The 15,991-nt window shown below is 74.8% G+C and carries 12 protein-coding genes; 4 read left to right on the top strand and 8 right to left on the bottom strand.

Annotated features, from left to right (window positions below):
• Positions 1 to 15: 15 nt before the first annotated feature.
• From MUK52_RS24520 to pyrG, 3 genes are all read right to left on the bottom strand, one after another.
• The gene (locus MUK52_RS24520; protein ID WP_284580047.1) at positions 16 to 2,064 is read right to left on the bottom strand and encodes a tetratricopeptide repeat protein; all 2,049 of its coding nucleotides are present in this window, start codon (positions 2,062 to 2,064) and stop codon (positions 16 to 18) included.
• Between the two features lie 70 nt (positions 2,065 to 2,134).
• Positions 2,135 to 2,764 carry an NUDIX domain-containing protein gene (locus tag MUK52_RS24515; RefSeq protein ID WP_114056972.1) on the bottom strand — a complete coding sequence of 210 codons (630 nt, stop codon included), beginning with the start codon at positions 2,762 to 2,764 and terminating at the stop codon, positions 2,135 to 2,137.
• A gap of 83 nt (positions 2,765 to 2,847) precedes the next feature.
• Positions 2,848 to 4,494, bottom strand: a complete 1,647-nt coding sequence (gene pyrG / locus MUK52_RS24510) for a CTP synthase (protein ID WP_284580043.1) — start codon at positions 4,492 to 4,494, stop codon at positions 2,848 to 2,850.
• Positions 4,495 to 4,975: 481 nt separating this feature from the next.
• Here pyrG and MUK52_RS24505 point away from each other — a divergent pair, with 481 nt between their 5' ends.
• From MUK52_RS24505 to MUK52_RS24495, 3 genes are all read left to right on the top strand, one after another.
• On the top strand, positions 4,976 to 6,781 hold the full coding sequence (locus MUK52_RS24505) for a glycoside hydrolase family 15 protein (RefSeq protein WP_114056974.1): 1,806 nt from the start codon (positions 4,976 to 4,978) through the stop codon (positions 6,779 to 6,781).
• A 114-nt stretch (positions 6,782 to 6,895) separates the two neighbouring features.
• A complete protein-coding gene (locus MUK52_RS24500) occupies positions 6,896 to 8,278 on the top strand; it encodes an FAD-binding oxidoreductase (protein WP_284580041.1) in 1,383 nt (460 codons plus the stop codon).
• 73 nt (positions 8,279 to 8,351) lie between these two features.
• A complete protein-coding gene (locus MUK52_RS24495) occupies positions 8,352 to 9,971 on the top strand; it encodes a PucR family transcriptional regulator (RefSeq protein ID WP_114056976.1) in 1,620 nt (539 codons plus the stop codon).
• Between the two features lie 325 nt (positions 9,972 to 10,296).
• On the opposite strand, the gene MUK52_RS24490 is transcribed toward MUK52_RS24495, so the two are convergent.
• The 5 genes from MUK52_RS24490 to MUK52_RS24470 form a co-directional block, all read right to left on the bottom strand.
• A complete protein-coding gene (locus MUK52_RS24490) occupies positions 10,297 to 11,421 on the bottom strand; it encodes a glycosyltransferase family 4 protein (protein ID WP_284580038.1) in 1,125 nt (374 codons plus the stop codon).
• 246 nt (positions 11,422 to 11,667) lie between these two features.
• A complete protein-coding gene (recN, locus tag MUK52_RS24485; RefSeq protein ID WP_284581762.1) occupies positions 11,668 to 13,395 on the bottom strand; it encodes a DNA repair protein RecN in 1,728 nt (575 codons plus the stop codon).
• A gap of 145 nt (positions 13,396 to 13,540) precedes the next feature.
• Positions 13,541 to 14,515 carry an NAD kinase gene (locus tag MUK52_RS24480; RefSeq protein ID WP_174250439.1) on the bottom strand — a complete coding sequence of 325 codons (975 nt, stop codon included), beginning with the start codon at positions 14,513 to 14,515 and terminating at the stop codon, positions 13,541 to 13,543.
• Positions 14,512 to 15,327, bottom strand: coding sequence for a TlyA family RNA methyltransferase (locus MUK52_RS24475; protein WP_114056980.1), 816 nt, complete (start codon positions 15,325 to 15,327; stop codon positions 14,512 to 14,514). The genes MUK52_RS24480 and MUK52_RS24475 overlap by 4 nt, the downstream gene beginning before the upstream one ends.
• A gap of 7 nt (positions 15,328 to 15,334) precedes the next feature.
• Complete coding sequence (locus MUK52_RS24470) at positions 15,335 to 15,574, bottom strand: hypothetical protein (protein WP_284580036.1); 240 nt, start codon at positions 15,572 to 15,574, stop codon at positions 15,335 to 15,337.
• Between the two features lie 65 nt (positions 15,575 to 15,639).
• On the opposite strand from MUK52_RS24470, the gene MUK52_RS24465 reads away from it, so the two are divergent.
• Positions 15,640 to 15,987: an SCP2 sterol-binding domain-containing protein gene (locus MUK52_RS24465; protein WP_114056982.1), complete on the top strand. Its 348-nt coding sequence runs from the start codon at positions 15,640 to 15,642 to the stop codon at positions 15,985 to 15,987.
• The last annotated feature ends 4 nt before the right edge of the window (positions 15,988 to 15,991 follow it).

The following is a 15,991-nucleotide window of genomic DNA, read 5'->3' as shown; positions in this document are numbered from 1 at the left end:
TGCAAACCAATAATCTCAGTCGTTACCACTGCGGATTTCGCAGGCCGCGGGGTCATCTCCCAGCAGTCTGTCGGCCGCCGAGCGGTGCAGCCGGGCCGCCGCGGGATCACCCAGCCGGTCGAGGGTGTCGGCCAGCCTGACCTGGAGCGCGGCCTGCAGCCGCAGGTCCCCGGCACGGCGTGCGAGCTCGACCGCCTCCCGGCAGGTGTGCAGCGATTCCTCGGGCCGTCCGGCGTACTCCTGGATGCGGGCCATCTCGCTCAACGCCTTTGCCTGGCCGGGGACATCGCCCAGCTTCCGGTAGCCGGCGGCGGCCGCCCGCCAGGCGCGCAGCGCGTCCCCGTACCGGCCTGCATGGGTGTGCGCGTTGCCGAGCCGCCCGTACAGCCGGGCCTCGTCCGCCCGCTCCCCGCGGGCCAGTGCCTGGGCCAGGGCGCGGCCGAACCAGTCGGCGGCCCGCTGCCAGTCGGAGAGCTCCTGGTAGGCGCCGCCTACGGATTCCATCGCGCGGCCCGTCGCGTACGGGTCGTTCGCGGCGCGTCCGGCGTCCAGCGCGGCCCGGTAGCGCTCCAGGGCCTCCCGGGTCCGGCCCGTCTCGGCGTCGAGGTCGGCGATGTTCAGCAGGGCGGCGGCCTGCTCCCGGTACAGGCTGCGCCGCTCGGCGACGTCGAGGACCAGCCGGTGCAGCCCGTACAGCTCGGGGGCGGCGGCCGCGGTGCCCCGGTGCTCGGCCAGGGCCCGGACCAGGCCCGCGACGAGCCGGCGGGCCAGGGTGTCCAGGCCCCCGTCGGCGACGGCGAGGACCGCGGAGGCCGACAGGGCGGGCAGCCTGCTCTCCAGCCAGGTCGCGGCGGCCCGCCGGTCGGCGAAGCGCAGGGCGCGTGGCAGCCCGTCCAGCTGCTCGCGTACGCCCTCCGCGTCCTCGGGGCCGGCCATGGCGCCGCAGGAGTGCAGCAGGCGGACGGTGCGCTCCAGCATCCGGGCGCGGGCGAGCTGGACCTCGGCGGGCCGCTCCTTGGCCTCCAGCAGGCTGCGCAGCAGCGGGGCGAGGCAGCCGGGCAGCCGGAACAGGCCGTCGGGGGCGTGCCGGAGCAGGCCGAGGCCGGCGAAGTCCTCCAGGAGTGCCTGGGCGGCGGCCACGGAGCAGCCGGCCAGGGCGGAGGCGGTGTGCGAGTCGACGATCCCGGCGGGCGCGAGCGGCAGCAGCCGGAGGGTCCGCTGGGCCGGCTGCGGGAGGGACTCGTAGACGAGCCGGAAGGCCCGCCCGAGGGGACCGGAGCTGCCCGCCGGCATGTCGTGGAGCTGCTTGGCGGTGTCGGAGACGGCGGCCTTGGGACGGGCGGCGAGCCACCCGCCGACCATGGCGAGGACGGCGGGCAGCCCCCCGCACACCTCGGCGAGGTCCTCGGCGGCCCGCGGGTCGGCGGCGATGCGGGTGGTGCCGATGAGGCGGGCGAGCATCTCGACGGCGGCCGGGGGCTCCAGCCCGCCCAGGGTGCAGGGGCGGACGTCCGGGATTCCGGTGAGCGGGCCCTCTGCGGTCAGCACGACCAGGCACTCGGGGGTGTCGGGGAGCAGGGCGTCGACCTGGTAGGGGTCGGCGGCGTCGTCGACGAGCAGGATCACGCGCTTGCCGGCGACGGCGGCGCGCAGGACGGAGCTGAGCTCGTCCTCGGAGGCGCCCGGCGGGGTGGCCTCGCCGAGGCCCTCCAGCAGGGTCCGCAGGGCCCGCTCGGTGGTGGTGCCCTCGCCGCCGGGGGCGGTCAGCCGGACGCGCAGTACGCCGTCCGGGTAGTCGGCGGCGACCTGCCGGACGAGGGCCTCGGCGAGGGCGGTGCGCCCGGACCCGGGTCGGCCGGCGATGAGCAGGAGCCGGGCCCGGGGGGACTTGGCCTTGCGGCCGGAGAGGGTGTCGAGGCCCGTGCGCGCGATGTCCTCGCGCAGCTCCTTCAGCTCGCGCCGCCGCCCGACGAAATCCGCCACGGATCCGCTCCTCTCCCTGCCTTCGGGGTGCGAGCGTAGTTCACGCAGAGCGACGACCCGTGGCGGGCGGGGCGGGCACATCCCCCGATCGGATCAGCGGATGGTCACACCGCACCGCCGTTCGGGGGCCCGCCCCCGCGGGCGGGCGGCCTCAGGCCTCGTACGGGCGGGCCGGCCAGGGGGCCTGCGCCGGGCGCAGCGAGTCCGGGCCGCCCTCGGCTGCGAGGGCCGCCTGGAGGGCCAGGACGCCGTTGGCCAGGCCCGGGTTGCCGAGGTCTCCGGCGAGGACGCCGCGTACGAGGTCGGCGAGCGGTACCCGGGCCACCTCCATGTCGGCCTCCTCCTCCGACGCCTCGAAGCGGTCGCCCTCCGCGTCGGCGAGGCCGCGCGCGAGGAAGACCCGGACCGCCTCGTCGGAGCCGCCGGGCGAGGCGAAGAAGTCGACGAGCACGCGCCAGTCCTCGGCCTTGACGTGCGCCTCCTCGTACAGCTCGCGCTGCGCGGCGTGCAGCGGGTTCTCGCCGGGCACGTCGAGCAGGCCGGCCGGGAGCTCCCACAGCCGGTGCCGCACGGGGTGGCGGTACTGCCTCAGCACCAGGACGCGCCCCTGCTCGTCGTAGGCGAGGACGCACACGGAGCCGGGGTGGGCCTGGTAGTCGCGGGTGGCGGCGGAGCCGTCGGGCATGCGGACCTCGTCGGTGACGACCGCCGTCTTCTTCCCCTGGAAGGGGCGCCGGCTCGACAGCGTCTCCCACGACTCGGCCGTGTCCTTGATGATCATTCCCCGAAACCCTCCGCACATGTGACAGCCGGGGCACGGACGTCCGTGCCCCGGCTGTCTACCGTATGCCCTCGCTCAGGCCGTCACTTGCCGGTCTTGCGCTCCACCGCGGCCTTGACCAGGCCGGCGAAGAGCGGGTGCGGGCGCGTCGGGCGGGAGCGCAGCTCCGGGTGGGCCTGGGTGGCCACCAGGTAGGGGTGCACCTCGCGCGGGTACTCGACGTACTCGACGAGCTTGTTGTCCGGGGAGGTGCCGGAGAAGACGAGGCCGGTCTTCTCCAGCTCGCCGCGGTAGGCGTTGTTCACCTCGTAGCGGTGGCGGTGGCGCTCGTCGACGTACGCCTGGTCGCCGTAGACCTCGCGGACGATCGAGCCCTCGGCAAGCTTCGCCGGGTACATGCCCAGGCGCATGGTGCCGCCGAGGTCGCCGGCGCCCTCGACGAAGGCCAGCTGCTCCTCCATGGTCGAGATGACCGGGTGCGGGGTCGAGGGGTCGAACTCGGTGGAGTTGGCCTCATCGATGCCGCCCAGGTTCCGGGCCGCCTCGATGACGACGCACTGCAGGCCCAGGCACAGGCCGAGCAGCGGGATCTTGTTCTCGCGGGCGTAGGTGATCGCGCCGACCTTGCCGTTCACGCCGCGGTCGCCGAAGCCGCCGGGGACGCAGACCGCGTCCACGTCCGCCAGCTGGGCGGCCGCGCCGGCCGGGGTCTTGCAGTCGTCGGAGGTGACCCACTTGATCTGGACGCGGGCCCGGTTGGCGAATCCGCCGGCGCGCAGCGCCTCGGTGACCGACAGGTAGGCGTCGGGCAGGTCGATGTACTTGCCGACGAGCGCGACCTTGACCTCGTGGTCGGGGTTGTGGACCCGGTCGAGGAGGTCCTCCCAGACCGTCCAGTCCACGTCGCGGAACGGCAGGTCGAGCTTGCGGACGACGTACGCGTCGAGGCCCTCGGTGTGCAGGACCTTCGGGATGTCGTAGATCGACTTGGCGTCGATGGCGGCGACCACGGCGGCCTCGTCCACGTCGCACATCAGCGAGATCTTGCGCTTGATGGAGGTCGGCACGTCCCGGTCGGCGCGCAGCACGATCGCGTCGGGCTGGATGCCGATGTTGCGCAGGGCCGCGACCGAGTGCTGGGTCGGCTTGGTCTTCAGCTCGCCGGAGGGGCCGATGTAGGGGAGCAGCGAGATGTGCACGACGAAGACGTTGTCGCGGCCGACCTCGTGGCGGACCTGGCGGACGGTCTCCAGGAACGGCAGGGACTCGATGTCGCCGACGGTGCCGCCGACCTCGGTGATGACGACGTCGACGTCCTCGGTCGCCATCCGCCGGATGCGGTGCTTGATCTCGTTGGTGATGTGCGGGATGACCTGCACGGTGTCGCCGAGGTACTCGCCGCGGCGCTCCTTGGCGATGACCGTCGAGTAGACCTGTCCCGTGGTCACGTTGGCCGAGCCGTCGAGGTCGACGTCGAGGAAGCGCTCGTAGTGGCCGATGTCCAGGTCCGTCTCGGCGCCGTCGTTGGTGACGAACACCTCGCCGTGCTGGAACGGGTTCATGGTGCCCGGGTCGACGTTCAGGTACGGGTCGAGCTTCTGCATGGTGACCCGCAGGCCGCGCGCCTTCAGCAGCGCACCCAGGCTGGAGGCCGTGAGGCCCTTGCCGAGGGACGAGGCGACACCTCCGGTGACGAAGATGTGCTTGGTCGTCAGGGATTTGGGCGGCATCGCCAAGAGGGGGCTCCCGTGGTCGCGAAGTGAGGTGCGTCCGGCGCCGGCCACCGTCGAACCGGAAGGTCTCAGGGGGCGCCGAAGCTGCGGTTTCGGGGTGCCTGATTCGCACAGGCAGACCACCGGTCCACGGGGTACCAGCCTATCAGCGCCCGGCGCGCTCCGCCTCCGGGCACGCCCCGCCACGGCCGCCCCACGCTGCGCGACGGGCCGCCCGCTGAGCCGGTCGGGCGGCATCCGCGCCGGTCACCCGTTCGGCCGAGCGGCATTCCCCCGAGACTTCAGGGGATCACTAGGCTGCCGTCATATCCTGCTCGGATATCGCTCCACATCGCCGCCGAGCAGTCCGGCAGACGGCGTAACCCGGCCGCATCCGGAATCATGAGCTCAGTGCGGGGATCCACACACGGAAGACCGCGCAACCGCGCAATGCAAGCGCCCTTCGGGGCGGACGTGGCCGTTCGACTGGAGAGGCATCGTGTCCGGGCGCATCGAGGATTACGCACTGATCGGAGACACGCAGACCGCCGCACTGGTCTGCCGGGACGGATCGGTGGACTGGCTGTGCCTTCCCCGCTTCGACTCCCACGCCGTCTTCGCGAGCCTTCTCGGAACGGAGGACCACGGATTCTGGCGGATCGGCCCGGCCGGCCAGGCCGGAGCCGCGGCCCCGTACGCCGACCGCCGCCGCTACCAGGGCGACTCGCTGGTGCTGGAGTCCGAGTGGGACACCCCGCGCGGCACCGTCAGGGTGATCGACTTCATGCCGCCGCGCGAGGACCACGCCCCCCAGCTGGTCCGCATCGTGGAGGGCGTCAGCGGGCGGGTGCCCATGCGGTCCTCGCTGCGCATGCGGTTCAGCTACGGGCGGGTCGTGCCCTGGGTCCACAAGGTGGACCAGCGCACCGTGGCCGTCGCCGGCCCCGACTCGGTGTGGCTGGACACCGACGCGCAGACCTACGGCAAGGACCTGACGACGTACTCCGACTTCACCGTCGGCCCCGGCGACCGGGTGGCCTTCTGCATCAGCTGGGCGCCCTCGCACCGCGCCGCGCCCGAGGTCCCCGACGCGGCGGCCGCGCTGGCGGCGACCACCGCGTTCTGGCGCGAGTGGGTCGACCACTGCACGTACCACGGCCCCTACCGCGAGGCGGTCGTCCGCTCCCTGATCACGCTCAAGGCCCTCACGTACGGGCCGACCGGCGGGATCGTCGCCGCCCCGACCACCTCCCTGCCGGAGGAGATCGGCGGCGTGCGGAACTGGGACTACCGCTACACCTGGCTGCGCGACGCCGCCATCACCCTCTCCTCGCTGCTGCGCACCGGCTACCGCGAGGAGGCCCAGGCGTGGCGCGAGTGGCTGCTGCGGGCCGTCGCCGGCGACCCGGAGAACCTGCAGATCATGTACGGGATCGCCGGCGAGCGGGAGCTCGGCGAGACCGAGCTGGACTGGCTCCCCGGCTACGAGGGCTCCCGCCCCGTCCGTGTCGGCAACGGCGCAGCCCACCAGCTCCAGCTGGACGTCTACGGCGAGGTCACCGAGGCCCTGCACCTCGGCCACATGACGGGCCTGGCCCGCAACGACTACGCCTCGGTGCTCCAGCTGAAGCTGATCAAGTACCTGGAGCAGCACTGGGACCAGCCCGACGAGGGCATCTGGGAGGTCCGCGGCCCGCGGCGGCACTTCGTCCACTCCAAGGTGATGGCCTGGGTGGCGGTGGACCGGACGATCAAGCTGATCGAGAGCGGCGACGCGGACGGCCCGCTGGAGCGGTGGCGCGAGCTGCGCGACGAGATCCACCAGGACGTCTGCGAGAAGGGCTACGACAAGGAGCGCAACACCTTCACGCAGTCCTACGGGTCCAAGGAGCTGGACGCCTCGCTGCTGCTGATCCCGCAGATGGGCTTCCTGCCGCCGGACGACAAGCGGGTCATCGGCACCATCGAGGCGATCCAGCGCGAGCTGTCCACGCCCGACGGGTTCATCCTGCGCTACCCGACCGCGGGCGAGGAGGCGGGCGTGGACGGGCTGGAGGGCGACGAGGGCGCCTTCCTGGCCTGCTCGTTCTGGATGGCCGACGACCTGGCGATGATCGGCCGGGTCGACGAGGCCCGCCACCTCTTCGAGAAGCTGCTCGCCCTGCGCAACGACCTGGGCCTGCTGGCGGAGGAGTGGGACCCGCGCCTCCAGCGGCAGGTGGGCAACTTCCCGCAGGCGTTCAGCCACGTCCCCCTGATCGACACCGCGCTGCGGCTGACCGCGAGCGGCGCGTACGGGGGCTGACCGGGACCGCCGGGCGGCGGGCTGCTTGCGGCGCGCCGCTTCCGGCGCGCCGCCCGGGTGGGGCCCGCCTACCCTGGAGGGGTCCCTCGACCGCTCGGGAAGGAGGGGTAGGCGATGGCTCCCCTCTCCAAGGCGGGCAACGCGCTCGCCGCGCTCCGCGAGGACCTCGCCGGCGACGTCTTCGCCCCCGGCGATCCGGGCTACGACGACGCCCGGCGCATCTTCAACGCCATGATCGACCGGCGGCCCGCCGTGATCGCCCGCTGCGAGAGCGTCGAGGACGTCGTCACCGCCGTCCGCTTCGCCCGCGACCTCGACCTGCCCATTGCCGTGCGCGGCGGCGGCCACAGCGTCGCAGGCATGTCCCTGAACGACGGCGGCCTCGTGATCGACCTGCGCCTGATGAACGACGTGGCGGTCAACCCGGCGGCCCGGGCCGTCCGCGTCGCCGGCGGCGCCGTCATGGGCGACCTCGACCGGGCCTGCGAGCCGCACAAGCTCTCCACGACCGGAGGACGCGTCTCCACCACCGGCGTCGGCGGCTACGTCCTCGGCGGCGGCAGCGGCTGGACCGACCGCAAGTTCGGCCTGGCCGTCGACAACCTCCTCGGCGCCGAACTCGTCACCGCCGACGGCACCGTCGTGGAGGCGACGGCGGAGGAGAACCCCGAGCTGTTCTGGGCCCTCCACGGCGGCGGCGGCAACTTCGGCATCGCCACCGCGCTCACCCTGCGCCTGCACGACCTGCCCGCCTTCTCCTTCGCGCTGGTGATGGCGGCGCCCGAGCACGGGCCCGCGCTGGCCCGCGCCTACCGGGACGTCGTGGAGGAGGGCCCCGACGACCTCGGCGGCGGGTTCATCTACCTGACCGGCCCGCCGGAGGACTTCGTCCCGCCGCACCTGGCCGGCACCCTCCTCGCCTGCGCGCTCCTGACGTTCACCGGACCCGAGGAGGGCGTCCGCAAGGCGGCCGCACCGCTCCTGGCCGTCCCGCACGAGGCCGAGCTCATCGCCGAGCTGCCCTACGCGGAGTTCGCGTGCATGCTCGACGACCCGCCCGGCCTGCGGAACTACTGGTCCGCCGAGTACCTGACGGGCGCGCCCGACGACATGCTGGACGTCTTCTGCTCCCGCGCCGAGTCCATGCCCGTACCGTCCAACTGCCAGCACGTGCTGTTCCCGCAGGGCGGCGCGATCGCCGCGGGCCCCCGGCAGTGGCCGGTGCCGTACCGGGACGCCCCCTGGGTCGTGCACCCCTTCGGCGTGTGGGAGGACCCCGCCGACGACGAACGGGCCATGGCGTGGGTGCGGGGCGTCCGCGCCGACGCCCGGCCCTGGAGCACCGGCGCCGTCTACCTCAACTTCACCGGCGACGAAGGGCCCGAGCGGATCGTCGCCGGCGTCGGCGCGGAGAACCTGCACCGGCTGCGCACCGTGAAACGGGAGTACGACCCCGACAACGTCTTCCGCTTCAACCACAACATCACCCCCCTGTAGCCGGACGGGGACCGTGCCCGCGGACGCCGCCCCGCCTTGGAACGACGCCGGACGCCCGGTAGCGTCCCGCGGCATGGACAACCAGGGCGGGATCACCGTTCAGCGGGCCCTCGAGCTCCCCGGACTGCGCAGCGGGCTGCCGGAGGTGGTGGCGTGCGCCGACCGCCTGGGCCGCACCGTGCGCTGGGTCCACGCCGGCGAGGTCCCCAACATCGCGTCGCTCCTCAAGGGCGGGGAGCTGCTCCTGACGACCGGACTCGGGCTCGGCACCCGGCCCGCCGAGCAGCGGGCGTTCGTACGCCGCCTCGCGGAGCGCGGTATCGCAGCCCTGGTCGTCGAGCTGGGGCCGCGCTTCACCCGGCTGCCCGCGACCCTCGTCGACACGGCGCGGGCAGCCGGGCTGCCGCTGGTGCAGCTGCACCGCGAAGTGCCGTTCGTGGCGGTCACGGAGGAGGTCCACACCGAGATCGTCAACGGGCACTATGCGCTCCTCCAGCGGGCCGAGGAGGTGTACGGGCGCTGCACGCAGGCCCTCCTCGGCGGCGGCGGCATCCCGCAAGTGCTGCGCATCCTCGCCGACTTCACGGCGAACCCCGTGTTCCTGGAGACACCCGACGGGCAACTGCTGTACGGCGCCGGCCCCGTGGCGGGCGAGGCCGCGGCCGACCCGCTCCAGGTATGGGAAGGGCTGCGCGGCCAGCGGGCCGCCGAGCCGTCGGGCCACGCCGTCGTCGTCGACGTGCCCGGCGGCGGGCCCGGCACCGGCTCCGTCCGGGCGCGGCTCGTCCTGCTCGGGGTGTCGGCGCCGCTGCTGCCGGTGCACCGGATGGCCGCCGAGCGGACCGCGGGCGTCCTGGCGGTGGTCATGATGCAGGCCCGGCAGGAGGAAGAGCTCGCGGCACGCGGCCGCGGCGACTTCCTGACCGACCTCGCGGAGGGCCGCATCTCCGCCGAGGACGCCCCCGCGCAGGCCCGGGTGCTCGGGTTCCGGCCCGGCGACGGGCCGCTGCTGCCGGTGGTGATGCGGCTGTCGGCCGACCTCGGGCCGTCGGGGAACTGGGCCGTGCTGGCCCGGGCCGTCCTGGAGGAGCTGTCGGCGGTCGGCGTGCCGGTGCTGCTCGGAGTGCGGCCCGTGGAGGGCAGGGTGCCGCTGCTGGTGTCGCTGCGCGCCGAATCCGAGCGGACTGCCGTCGCCGACCGGGTCGCGGCCGCGCTGCGCGCCGGCCTGGAACGGGCCGGGCTGGAGCGGGCCGGGGCGCCCGCGGCCGTCGTCGTCGGCGTTGCCGGCGGCTGGGCGGCCGCCTCGGCCGGGCTGCGGCATGCGGCCGAAACCGCCACCGCCGCCCACGGCCTGCCGGCCCGGCCCTGGTACGACGCCCGCCGGCTCGACATCGACCTGCTGCTGTGGCGGCTCCGGGAACATCCCGACCTGGCGGCGTTCGTCGAGCGGGCGATCGGGGCGCTGCGCGCCCACGACGCGGTGGCGCGGCCGGCGCTGCTGCCGACGTTGGAGACGTACCTGGCCCATGCGGGCCGCAAGGCGGAGACCGCGCGCGAGCTGCACCTGAACCGGCAGACCCTGTACAACCGGCTGGCCCGCATCGCCGACCTCCTCGGCACCGACCTGGACGACCCGGAAACGGTGCTGTCCCTGAGCCTGGCCCTCCGAGCCCGCCGCCACACGACCCCCTGAGCCCGCGCGGGCTGGATTCAGCGGCCCGTCGTCGCCACGTGCCGCGCATGGAGGCCATCTCCTCACCAGCCATCGCGATGACACTGGCCCACTCCAGCCCCAGAGGCACGGGCCCCGCCCCAGCCTCGCCGACAGCTGAGGCACAGACCCCGAACCAGCCGCTGGCGATTGTGGCGCAGGCCCCCAACCCGCCCCCGGGCATGAGGCGAACGGGGCCCGGCCCAGCACGCCGACGGCCGAGGCGCACGGGGGTCCCGGTCCAGCCCCGCCGGCGTTTGAGGCGCGGGGTCGGGGCAGCGCCGCCGTGTCGGCTCTGGGGGGAGAGTCAGCGGCGGTGGGTGAGTTCGTCGTAGACGGACAGGATCTGGGCCACCGTGTCGTCCTCCGACGGCCAGGTCGCCGCCTGCGCGCGGCCCGCGTCGGCCAGGTGGCGGCGGCGGGCCGGGTCCGCGAGGAGGGCCGCCACGGCTGCGGACAGGGCGTCCGGGTCGCCGTAGGGGACCAGTACCCCGGCCTCGCCGATCAGTTCGGGTACGCCGCCGACCTCCGTCGCCACCAGCGGCACGCCGGCCCGCAGTGCCTCCTGCGCGAGCAGGGACCGCGCCTCCCACCGGCTGGGCAGTACCGCCACGTCGGCCGCCGCGAGCAGCCGGGCGGCGTCCCGGCGGCGTCCGAGCAGCCGGACGGGCAGGCCTTCGGCCTCGATGCGCCCGGTGAGCTCGGCCCGCATGGGCCCTTCTCCGGCGATGACGACGAGCGGGGCGGGGTCGAGGCCGCGCCAGGCCCGGGCGGCGTCGAGCAGGAGGCTGTACCCGCGGTGCGGGACCAGGCTGCCGACGGCGATGACGAGGGGCCGCCCGACCGCGCCGAGCTCCGCCCGGGTCTTGCCGGGGTCGGCGGCCTCGGCCCGCCCGCCGGCGGGTGCGGCCGGCACGGCGTGCCGGGCGAGCCGTACGTCCCGGGCCCCGCGGGCACGTGCGAGGTCCACCTGGGCCGAGGAGCTGCCGAGGACCACGGCGGCGGCGCGGGCGACGTGCCGTTCGAGGAGGCGGCCGAGCCGCCCGAGGGAGCCGTCGGCGCCGGGCCCGCCTCCCGCCCAGGTGACGACGAGCGGTACGCGCCGCCCGCGCAGGGCGAGGAGGGCCCGGGCGGCGGCCCGGACGCCGTGGGCGTGCACCACGTCCGCGCCGGCGCACACGGCGCGCATGGCGCTCACCGCGTCGGGCGCGAACTGCGCGCCGGCGCCGGTGAAGTCGTACTCCCCTTCCGCTTCGACGGGCGCGCACACGGTGACCCGTACCCCGCGCGCGGCGAGCCCGGTGGTCAGCGACCGGACGTGCGCGCTGCTGTCCGCGCCGGCGCCGCCGAGGACCTGGACGGTGCGCAGGGGCGGCCGCCCGTACGGCTGTGCGGGGGCCGGGGCCGGGACCGGGGCCGGGGAGCTGCTCACTGGCCGGGGGCTCCTGGGTGAGGGGGCAGAGTCGCCGCCCAGGATGCCAGGGCGTACGCGCGTTCCGCGTCGATACGGAGTCGGATCCGGTACGAGATACCGTCACGCGCCCCTGAGCGTCACCCACACGGCGTAGTGTCCGTCATCTTCGCGCCACCCCCGCGCCACCCCGGGGCCGCTCCGGCGCGTGCGCGGGGGCGGCCCCGGGGCGCGGCATGCGCGCCGGGGCCGCCCCCGGGTGCTGCGCTACGCGTCGGCGCGCGCCGCGGCGAGGAGTTCCTCGGCGTGGGCGCGGGCGGAGACGGAGTCCTCGTGGCCGGCGAGCATCCGCGAGAGTTCGCGGATGCGGGCTTCGCCCTCCAGGACGGTGACGCCGCTGCGGGTGACGGAGCCGTCGTTGGTCTTCTCGACGAGGAGCTGCCGGTCGGCGAAGGCCGCCACCTGCGGCAGGTGGGTGACGACGACGACCTGGGCGGACTTGGCGAGCTTGGCCAGTCGCCGCCCGACCTCGACGGCGGCCTTGCCGCCGACGCCGGCGTCGACCTCGTCGAAGAGGTACGTGGGGACGGGGTCGGAGCCGGCGAAGACGACCTCGACGGCGAGCATGACGCGGGAGAGCTCACCGCCGGAGGCGCCCTTGGCGATGGGCCTCGGCTGGGCGCCGGGGTGCGGGGCGAGGAGCAGTTCGACCTCGTCCGCGCCCGTCGGCCCGTAGGCGACCGCCCGGCCGCCGACTTCGACGCCGTCGTCCTCGTCGGCGGCCTCGGCCTGCCGGATGTCGATGGTGACGCGGGCGTGGGGCATCGCGAGGGAGGCCAGTTCCCCGGTGACGGCTGCGGCGAACCGGGTCGCCGCCTCGACGCGGGCGTCCGTCAGGGCCTGGGCGAGCTGGGAGAGTTCGGCCCGCAGCCCGTCGCGTTCGGCGGTCAGCTCGGCGATCCGCTCGTCGTCGCCGTCGAGTTCGAGGAGCCGCGCGGCGCTCGCCTGCGCCCATTCCAGTACCGCGTCGACGGAGTCGCCGTACTTCCGGGTGAGCTGGGTGAGGGCGGCCCGGCGCTCTTCCACGGCGGCGAGCCGCAGCGGGTCGGCGTCGAGGTCGTCGGCGTATCCGGCGAGTTCTCCGGCGACGTCGGCGAGCAGGATCTGGACCTCGCCGATGCGCTCGGCGAGTACACCGAGGACCGGGTCGTGGGAGCGTACGGCCTCCAGGGCCCGGTGGGCGCCGGCGACGAGCGTGGTGGCGTCGACGCCTTCCGGGTCCTCGACGTCGCCGGCGAGCGCGGCGTGGGCGATCTGCGCGGCGGAGGCGAGCGCTTCGGCGTGGCCGAGCCGTTCGGCCTCGGCTGCGAGTTCCGTGTCCTCGCCGGGGACCGGCTCGACGGCGGCGATCTCCTCCAGCCCGAAGCGCAGGAGGTCGGCCTCCTGGGCGCGCTCGCGGGCGCGGGTGGTGATCTCCTCCAGTTCGGCGGCGACGGCCCGCAGCCGCCGGTAGGCGGCCCCGTACTTCTCCAGCGGGACGGCGACGGCGTCGCCGGCGTACCGGTCGAGGGCCTGGCGCTGCCGGGCGGGCCGCAGCAGGCCCTGCTGGTCGGTCTGGCCGTGGACGGCGACGAGGTCGTCGGCGAGCTCGCCGAGCAGCCCGACGGGCACGGAGCGGCCGCCGACGTGGGCGCGCGAGCGGCCTTCGGCGGACACGGTCCGGCTGATCAGGAGGGCGCCGTCGTCGAGCTCGGCGCCGGCCTCCTCGGCGCGTACGGCGGCCGGGGCGCCGGGGCGCATGACGATGCGCCCCTCGACGACCGCCGCCTTGGCCCCGATCCGTACGAGGGCCGGGTCGGCGCGCCCGCCGAGCAGCAGCCCGAGGCTGGTGACGACCATCGTCTTGCCGGCGCCGGTCTCGCCGGTCACCGCGGTGAATCCGGGCGACAGCTCGACCACCGCGTCGTCGATGACGCCCAGGGACCGTATCCGCATCTCCTCAAGCACGGGACGACCATACCGAGGTTTCACCGATGGCATGTGACGTCACCCGCCGGGAATTCTTCGAACGGATGTGCTATTGAATGGTCGTCCGCGGCCCGGGCGGAGCGGCCCCGTCCGCACAGCCGCCGGCCGGCGGTCAGTCCTGGTGCGGCGCCCCGCGCCAACCCGACACCGGCAGCGCGAACTTGGCGACGAGCCGGTCCGTGAACGACGCGTGGTGCAGCCGCGCGAGCCGCACCGGCACCGCGCCGCGGCGGACCTCGACGCGCGCCCCGGCGGGCAGCTCCAGCATCCGACGGCCGTCGCACCACAGCACGCCGTGCAGGGTCCCGGGCTGCACCTCGACGGCGAGCACCGAGTCCGGCGAGGTCACCAGCGGCTTCGCGAACAGCGCGTGCGCGCTGATCGGCACCATCAGCAGGGCCTCGACCTCGGGCCACACCACGGGGCCGCCCGCGGAGAACGCGTACGCCGTGGAGCCGGTCGGCGTCGCGCAGACGATCCCGTCGCAGCCGAACGCCGAGACGGGGCGGCCGTCGATCTCCAGGACGACCTCCAGCATCCGCTCGGGCGACACCTTCTGCACGGCGGCCTCGTTCAGCGCCCAGTCGCGGTGGACGACGTCCCCGTTGGAGCGGACCATCACGTCGAGCGTCATGCGGTCCTCGACCTCGTACGCCCGCGTCACGACCCGGTCGACGACCCGGTCGAGGTCGTCCCGCTCGGCCTCGGCGAGGAACCCGACGTGGCCCAGGTTGACGCCGAGCATCGGCACCCCGGAGCCGCGCGCGAACTCCGCGCCGCGCAGCAGGGTCCCGTCGCCGCCGAGGACGATCAGCAGCTCGCAGCCTTCGAGCACCTCGGGCGTGCACTCGGCGACCAGTTCCGCCTCGGGCGGCAGCGGCAGGTCCCGCGCCTCGTCCTCCAGGACCCGTACGCCGAGCCCGCTCTTGACGAGGCCCCGGACGACGAGCTCGGCGCTGCGGATGGCGGCCTGCCGCCCGGTGTGGGCGAGCAGGAACACCGTCCGCCGCCCCTCCCCCGCCCTGCCGCCCGCCCCCGCCGGCTCCGCCGGTTCCGTCCCGCCGTTCGATCCCGCTGAATCTGTCACTGCGGCCCCTCCGCCACTGCACGGTCGACATCCGCCGGGTCGAGTGCCGGTGCCCCCGCCCGCAGCCACAGAAAGTACTCGACGTTGCCCGAGGGGCCCGGCAGCGGACTGGCGGTCACCCCGAGCACGCCGAGGCCCAGCCGGGCCGCCTGCTCGGCGACGCCGCGCACGGCCTCGGCCCGCAGCTCGGGGCTGCGGACGACGCCGCCGCTGCCGAGGCGCTCCTTGCCGACCTCGAACTGCGGCTTGACCATCAGCACCAGGTCGGCGCCGGGCGCGCAGCAGGCGACGAGCGCCGGCAGGACCAGTCCGATCGAGATGAACGACAGGTCGCCGACGACGAGGTCGACGGGGATGCCGTCGATCTGCTCCAGGGTCAGCTCGCGGACGTTGGTGCGGTCCTTGACGGTGACCCGCTCGTCGCTCTGGAGCGACCAGGCGAGCTGCCCGTAGCCGACGTCCACGGCCATGACGTGGGCGGCCCCGGCGCGCAGCAGCACGTCGGTGAAGCCGCCGGTGGAGGCGCCTGCGTCGAGCGCCCGGCGGCCTTCGACGACGAGTCCGAGCGGCCGGAAGGCTGCGAGCGCGCCGGCCAGCTTGTGGCCGCCCCGCGAGACGTAGTCGGGGTCGCTGTCGTCCTTGAGGACGACGAGGGCCGCGCTGGTCTCGACCTGGGTGGCCGGCTTGGTCGCGGTGGTCCCGCCGACGGTGACGCGGCCCGCGGCGATCAGCTGGGCGGCGTGCTCCCGCGAGCGGGCCATGCTGCGGCGTACCAGTTCGGCGTCCAGGCGGCGGCGTGCCACTCCTGCCACGTTCGGTTCAGCTCCTGTTGTCGTACGGTCCGGGGGCGGGCGGTGCGTCCAGCGCGGTCAGCGCCTCGCGCAGGCCCCTGTGCACATCCTCGTACACGGCGGCGTGCCCGTCCGCCGGGAGGTGGTCGGCGTCCGCGAGGCGCTCCAGGCAGGCGTCCACCCCGGGGTGCCCGGTGGGCGTGCGGACGACGCCGAGCGGCGCCGGCGCGGCGGGCTCCGGGGGTGCGTCGGCGGCTTCGTCGGTCATGCCCCGACGCTACCCCGAAGCGCGCGGGCGCCGCCGCACCTCTCTGCGGTACGGTCGAGATCACGATGGCTACGATCGATGAGTGCCGAGCCGCACTCGACCGACTCTCCGGCAACCTGGCGCGGGCCGACGGCGACGTGCGCGGCGCGGCCGCGCTCGACCGCTCCCTGAGCTGCCACGTCACCGACCTGGACCGCACCTTCACGGGCCGCCTCGACGGGGGCCGGATCCGGGTGGAGGGCGTCGCGGCGGGCCCGCCGGCCGGCCGGGCGGACATCAGGCTGGCGATGACGGGCGACGACCTGGTGGCACTGGTCGCGGGCGACCTGAACTTCGCCCGCGCGTGGGCCTCCGGCCGGGTCAGGCTGGAGGCGGGCCTGCGCGACCTGCTCCGGCTGAAGAAGCTCCTCTGACGGC

Origin of the sequence: Streptomyces sp. 2P-4 (assembly GCF_030167965.1) — a bacterium.
Classification (GTDB): Bacteria; Actinomycetota; Actinomycetes; order Streptomycetales; family Streptomycetaceae; genus Streptomyces; species Streptomyces globosus_A.
The sequence above is the reverse complement of the archived record's forward strand: the minus strand, read 5'-3'. Positions and strand labels throughout refer to the sequence as shown.

What these genes read in the sequence shown, in the direction of transcription:
- MUK52_RS24470 (WP_284580036.1), bottom strand. Translation starts at nt 15,574, where the DNA reads ATGACCGACGAAGCCGCCGACGCACCCCCGGAGCCCGCCGCGCCGGCG.
- MUK52_RS24500 (WP_284580041.1), top strand. Translation starts at nt 6,896, where the DNA reads ATGGCTCCCCTCTCCAAGGCGGGCAACGCGCTCGCCGCGCTCCGCGAG.
- MUK52_RS24515 (WP_114056972.1), bottom strand. Translation starts at nt 2,764, where the DNA reads ATGATCATCAAGGACACGGCCGAGTCGTGGGAGACGCTGTCGAGCCGG.
- MUK52_RS24465 (WP_114056982.1), top strand. Translation starts at nt 15,640, where the DNA reads ATGGCTACGATCGATGAGTGCCGAGCCGCACTCGACCGACTCTCCGGC.
- MUK52_RS24520 (WP_284580047.1), bottom strand. Translation starts at nt 2,064, where the DNA reads ATGTGCCCGCCCCGCCCGCCACGGGTCGTCGCTCTGCGTGAACTACGC.
- recN (WP_284581762.1), bottom strand. Translation starts at nt 13,395, where the DNA reads ATGCGGATACGGTCCCTGGGCGTCATCGACGACGCGGTGGTCGAGCTG.
- pyrG (WP_284580043.1), bottom strand. Translation starts at nt 4,494, where the DNA reads ATGCCGCCCAAATCCCTGACGACCAAGCACATCTTCGTCACCGGAGGT.
- MUK52_RS24495 (WP_114056976.1), top strand. Translation starts at nt 8,352, where the DNA reads ATGGACAACCAGGGCGGGATCACCGTTCAGCGGGCCCTCGAGCTCCCC.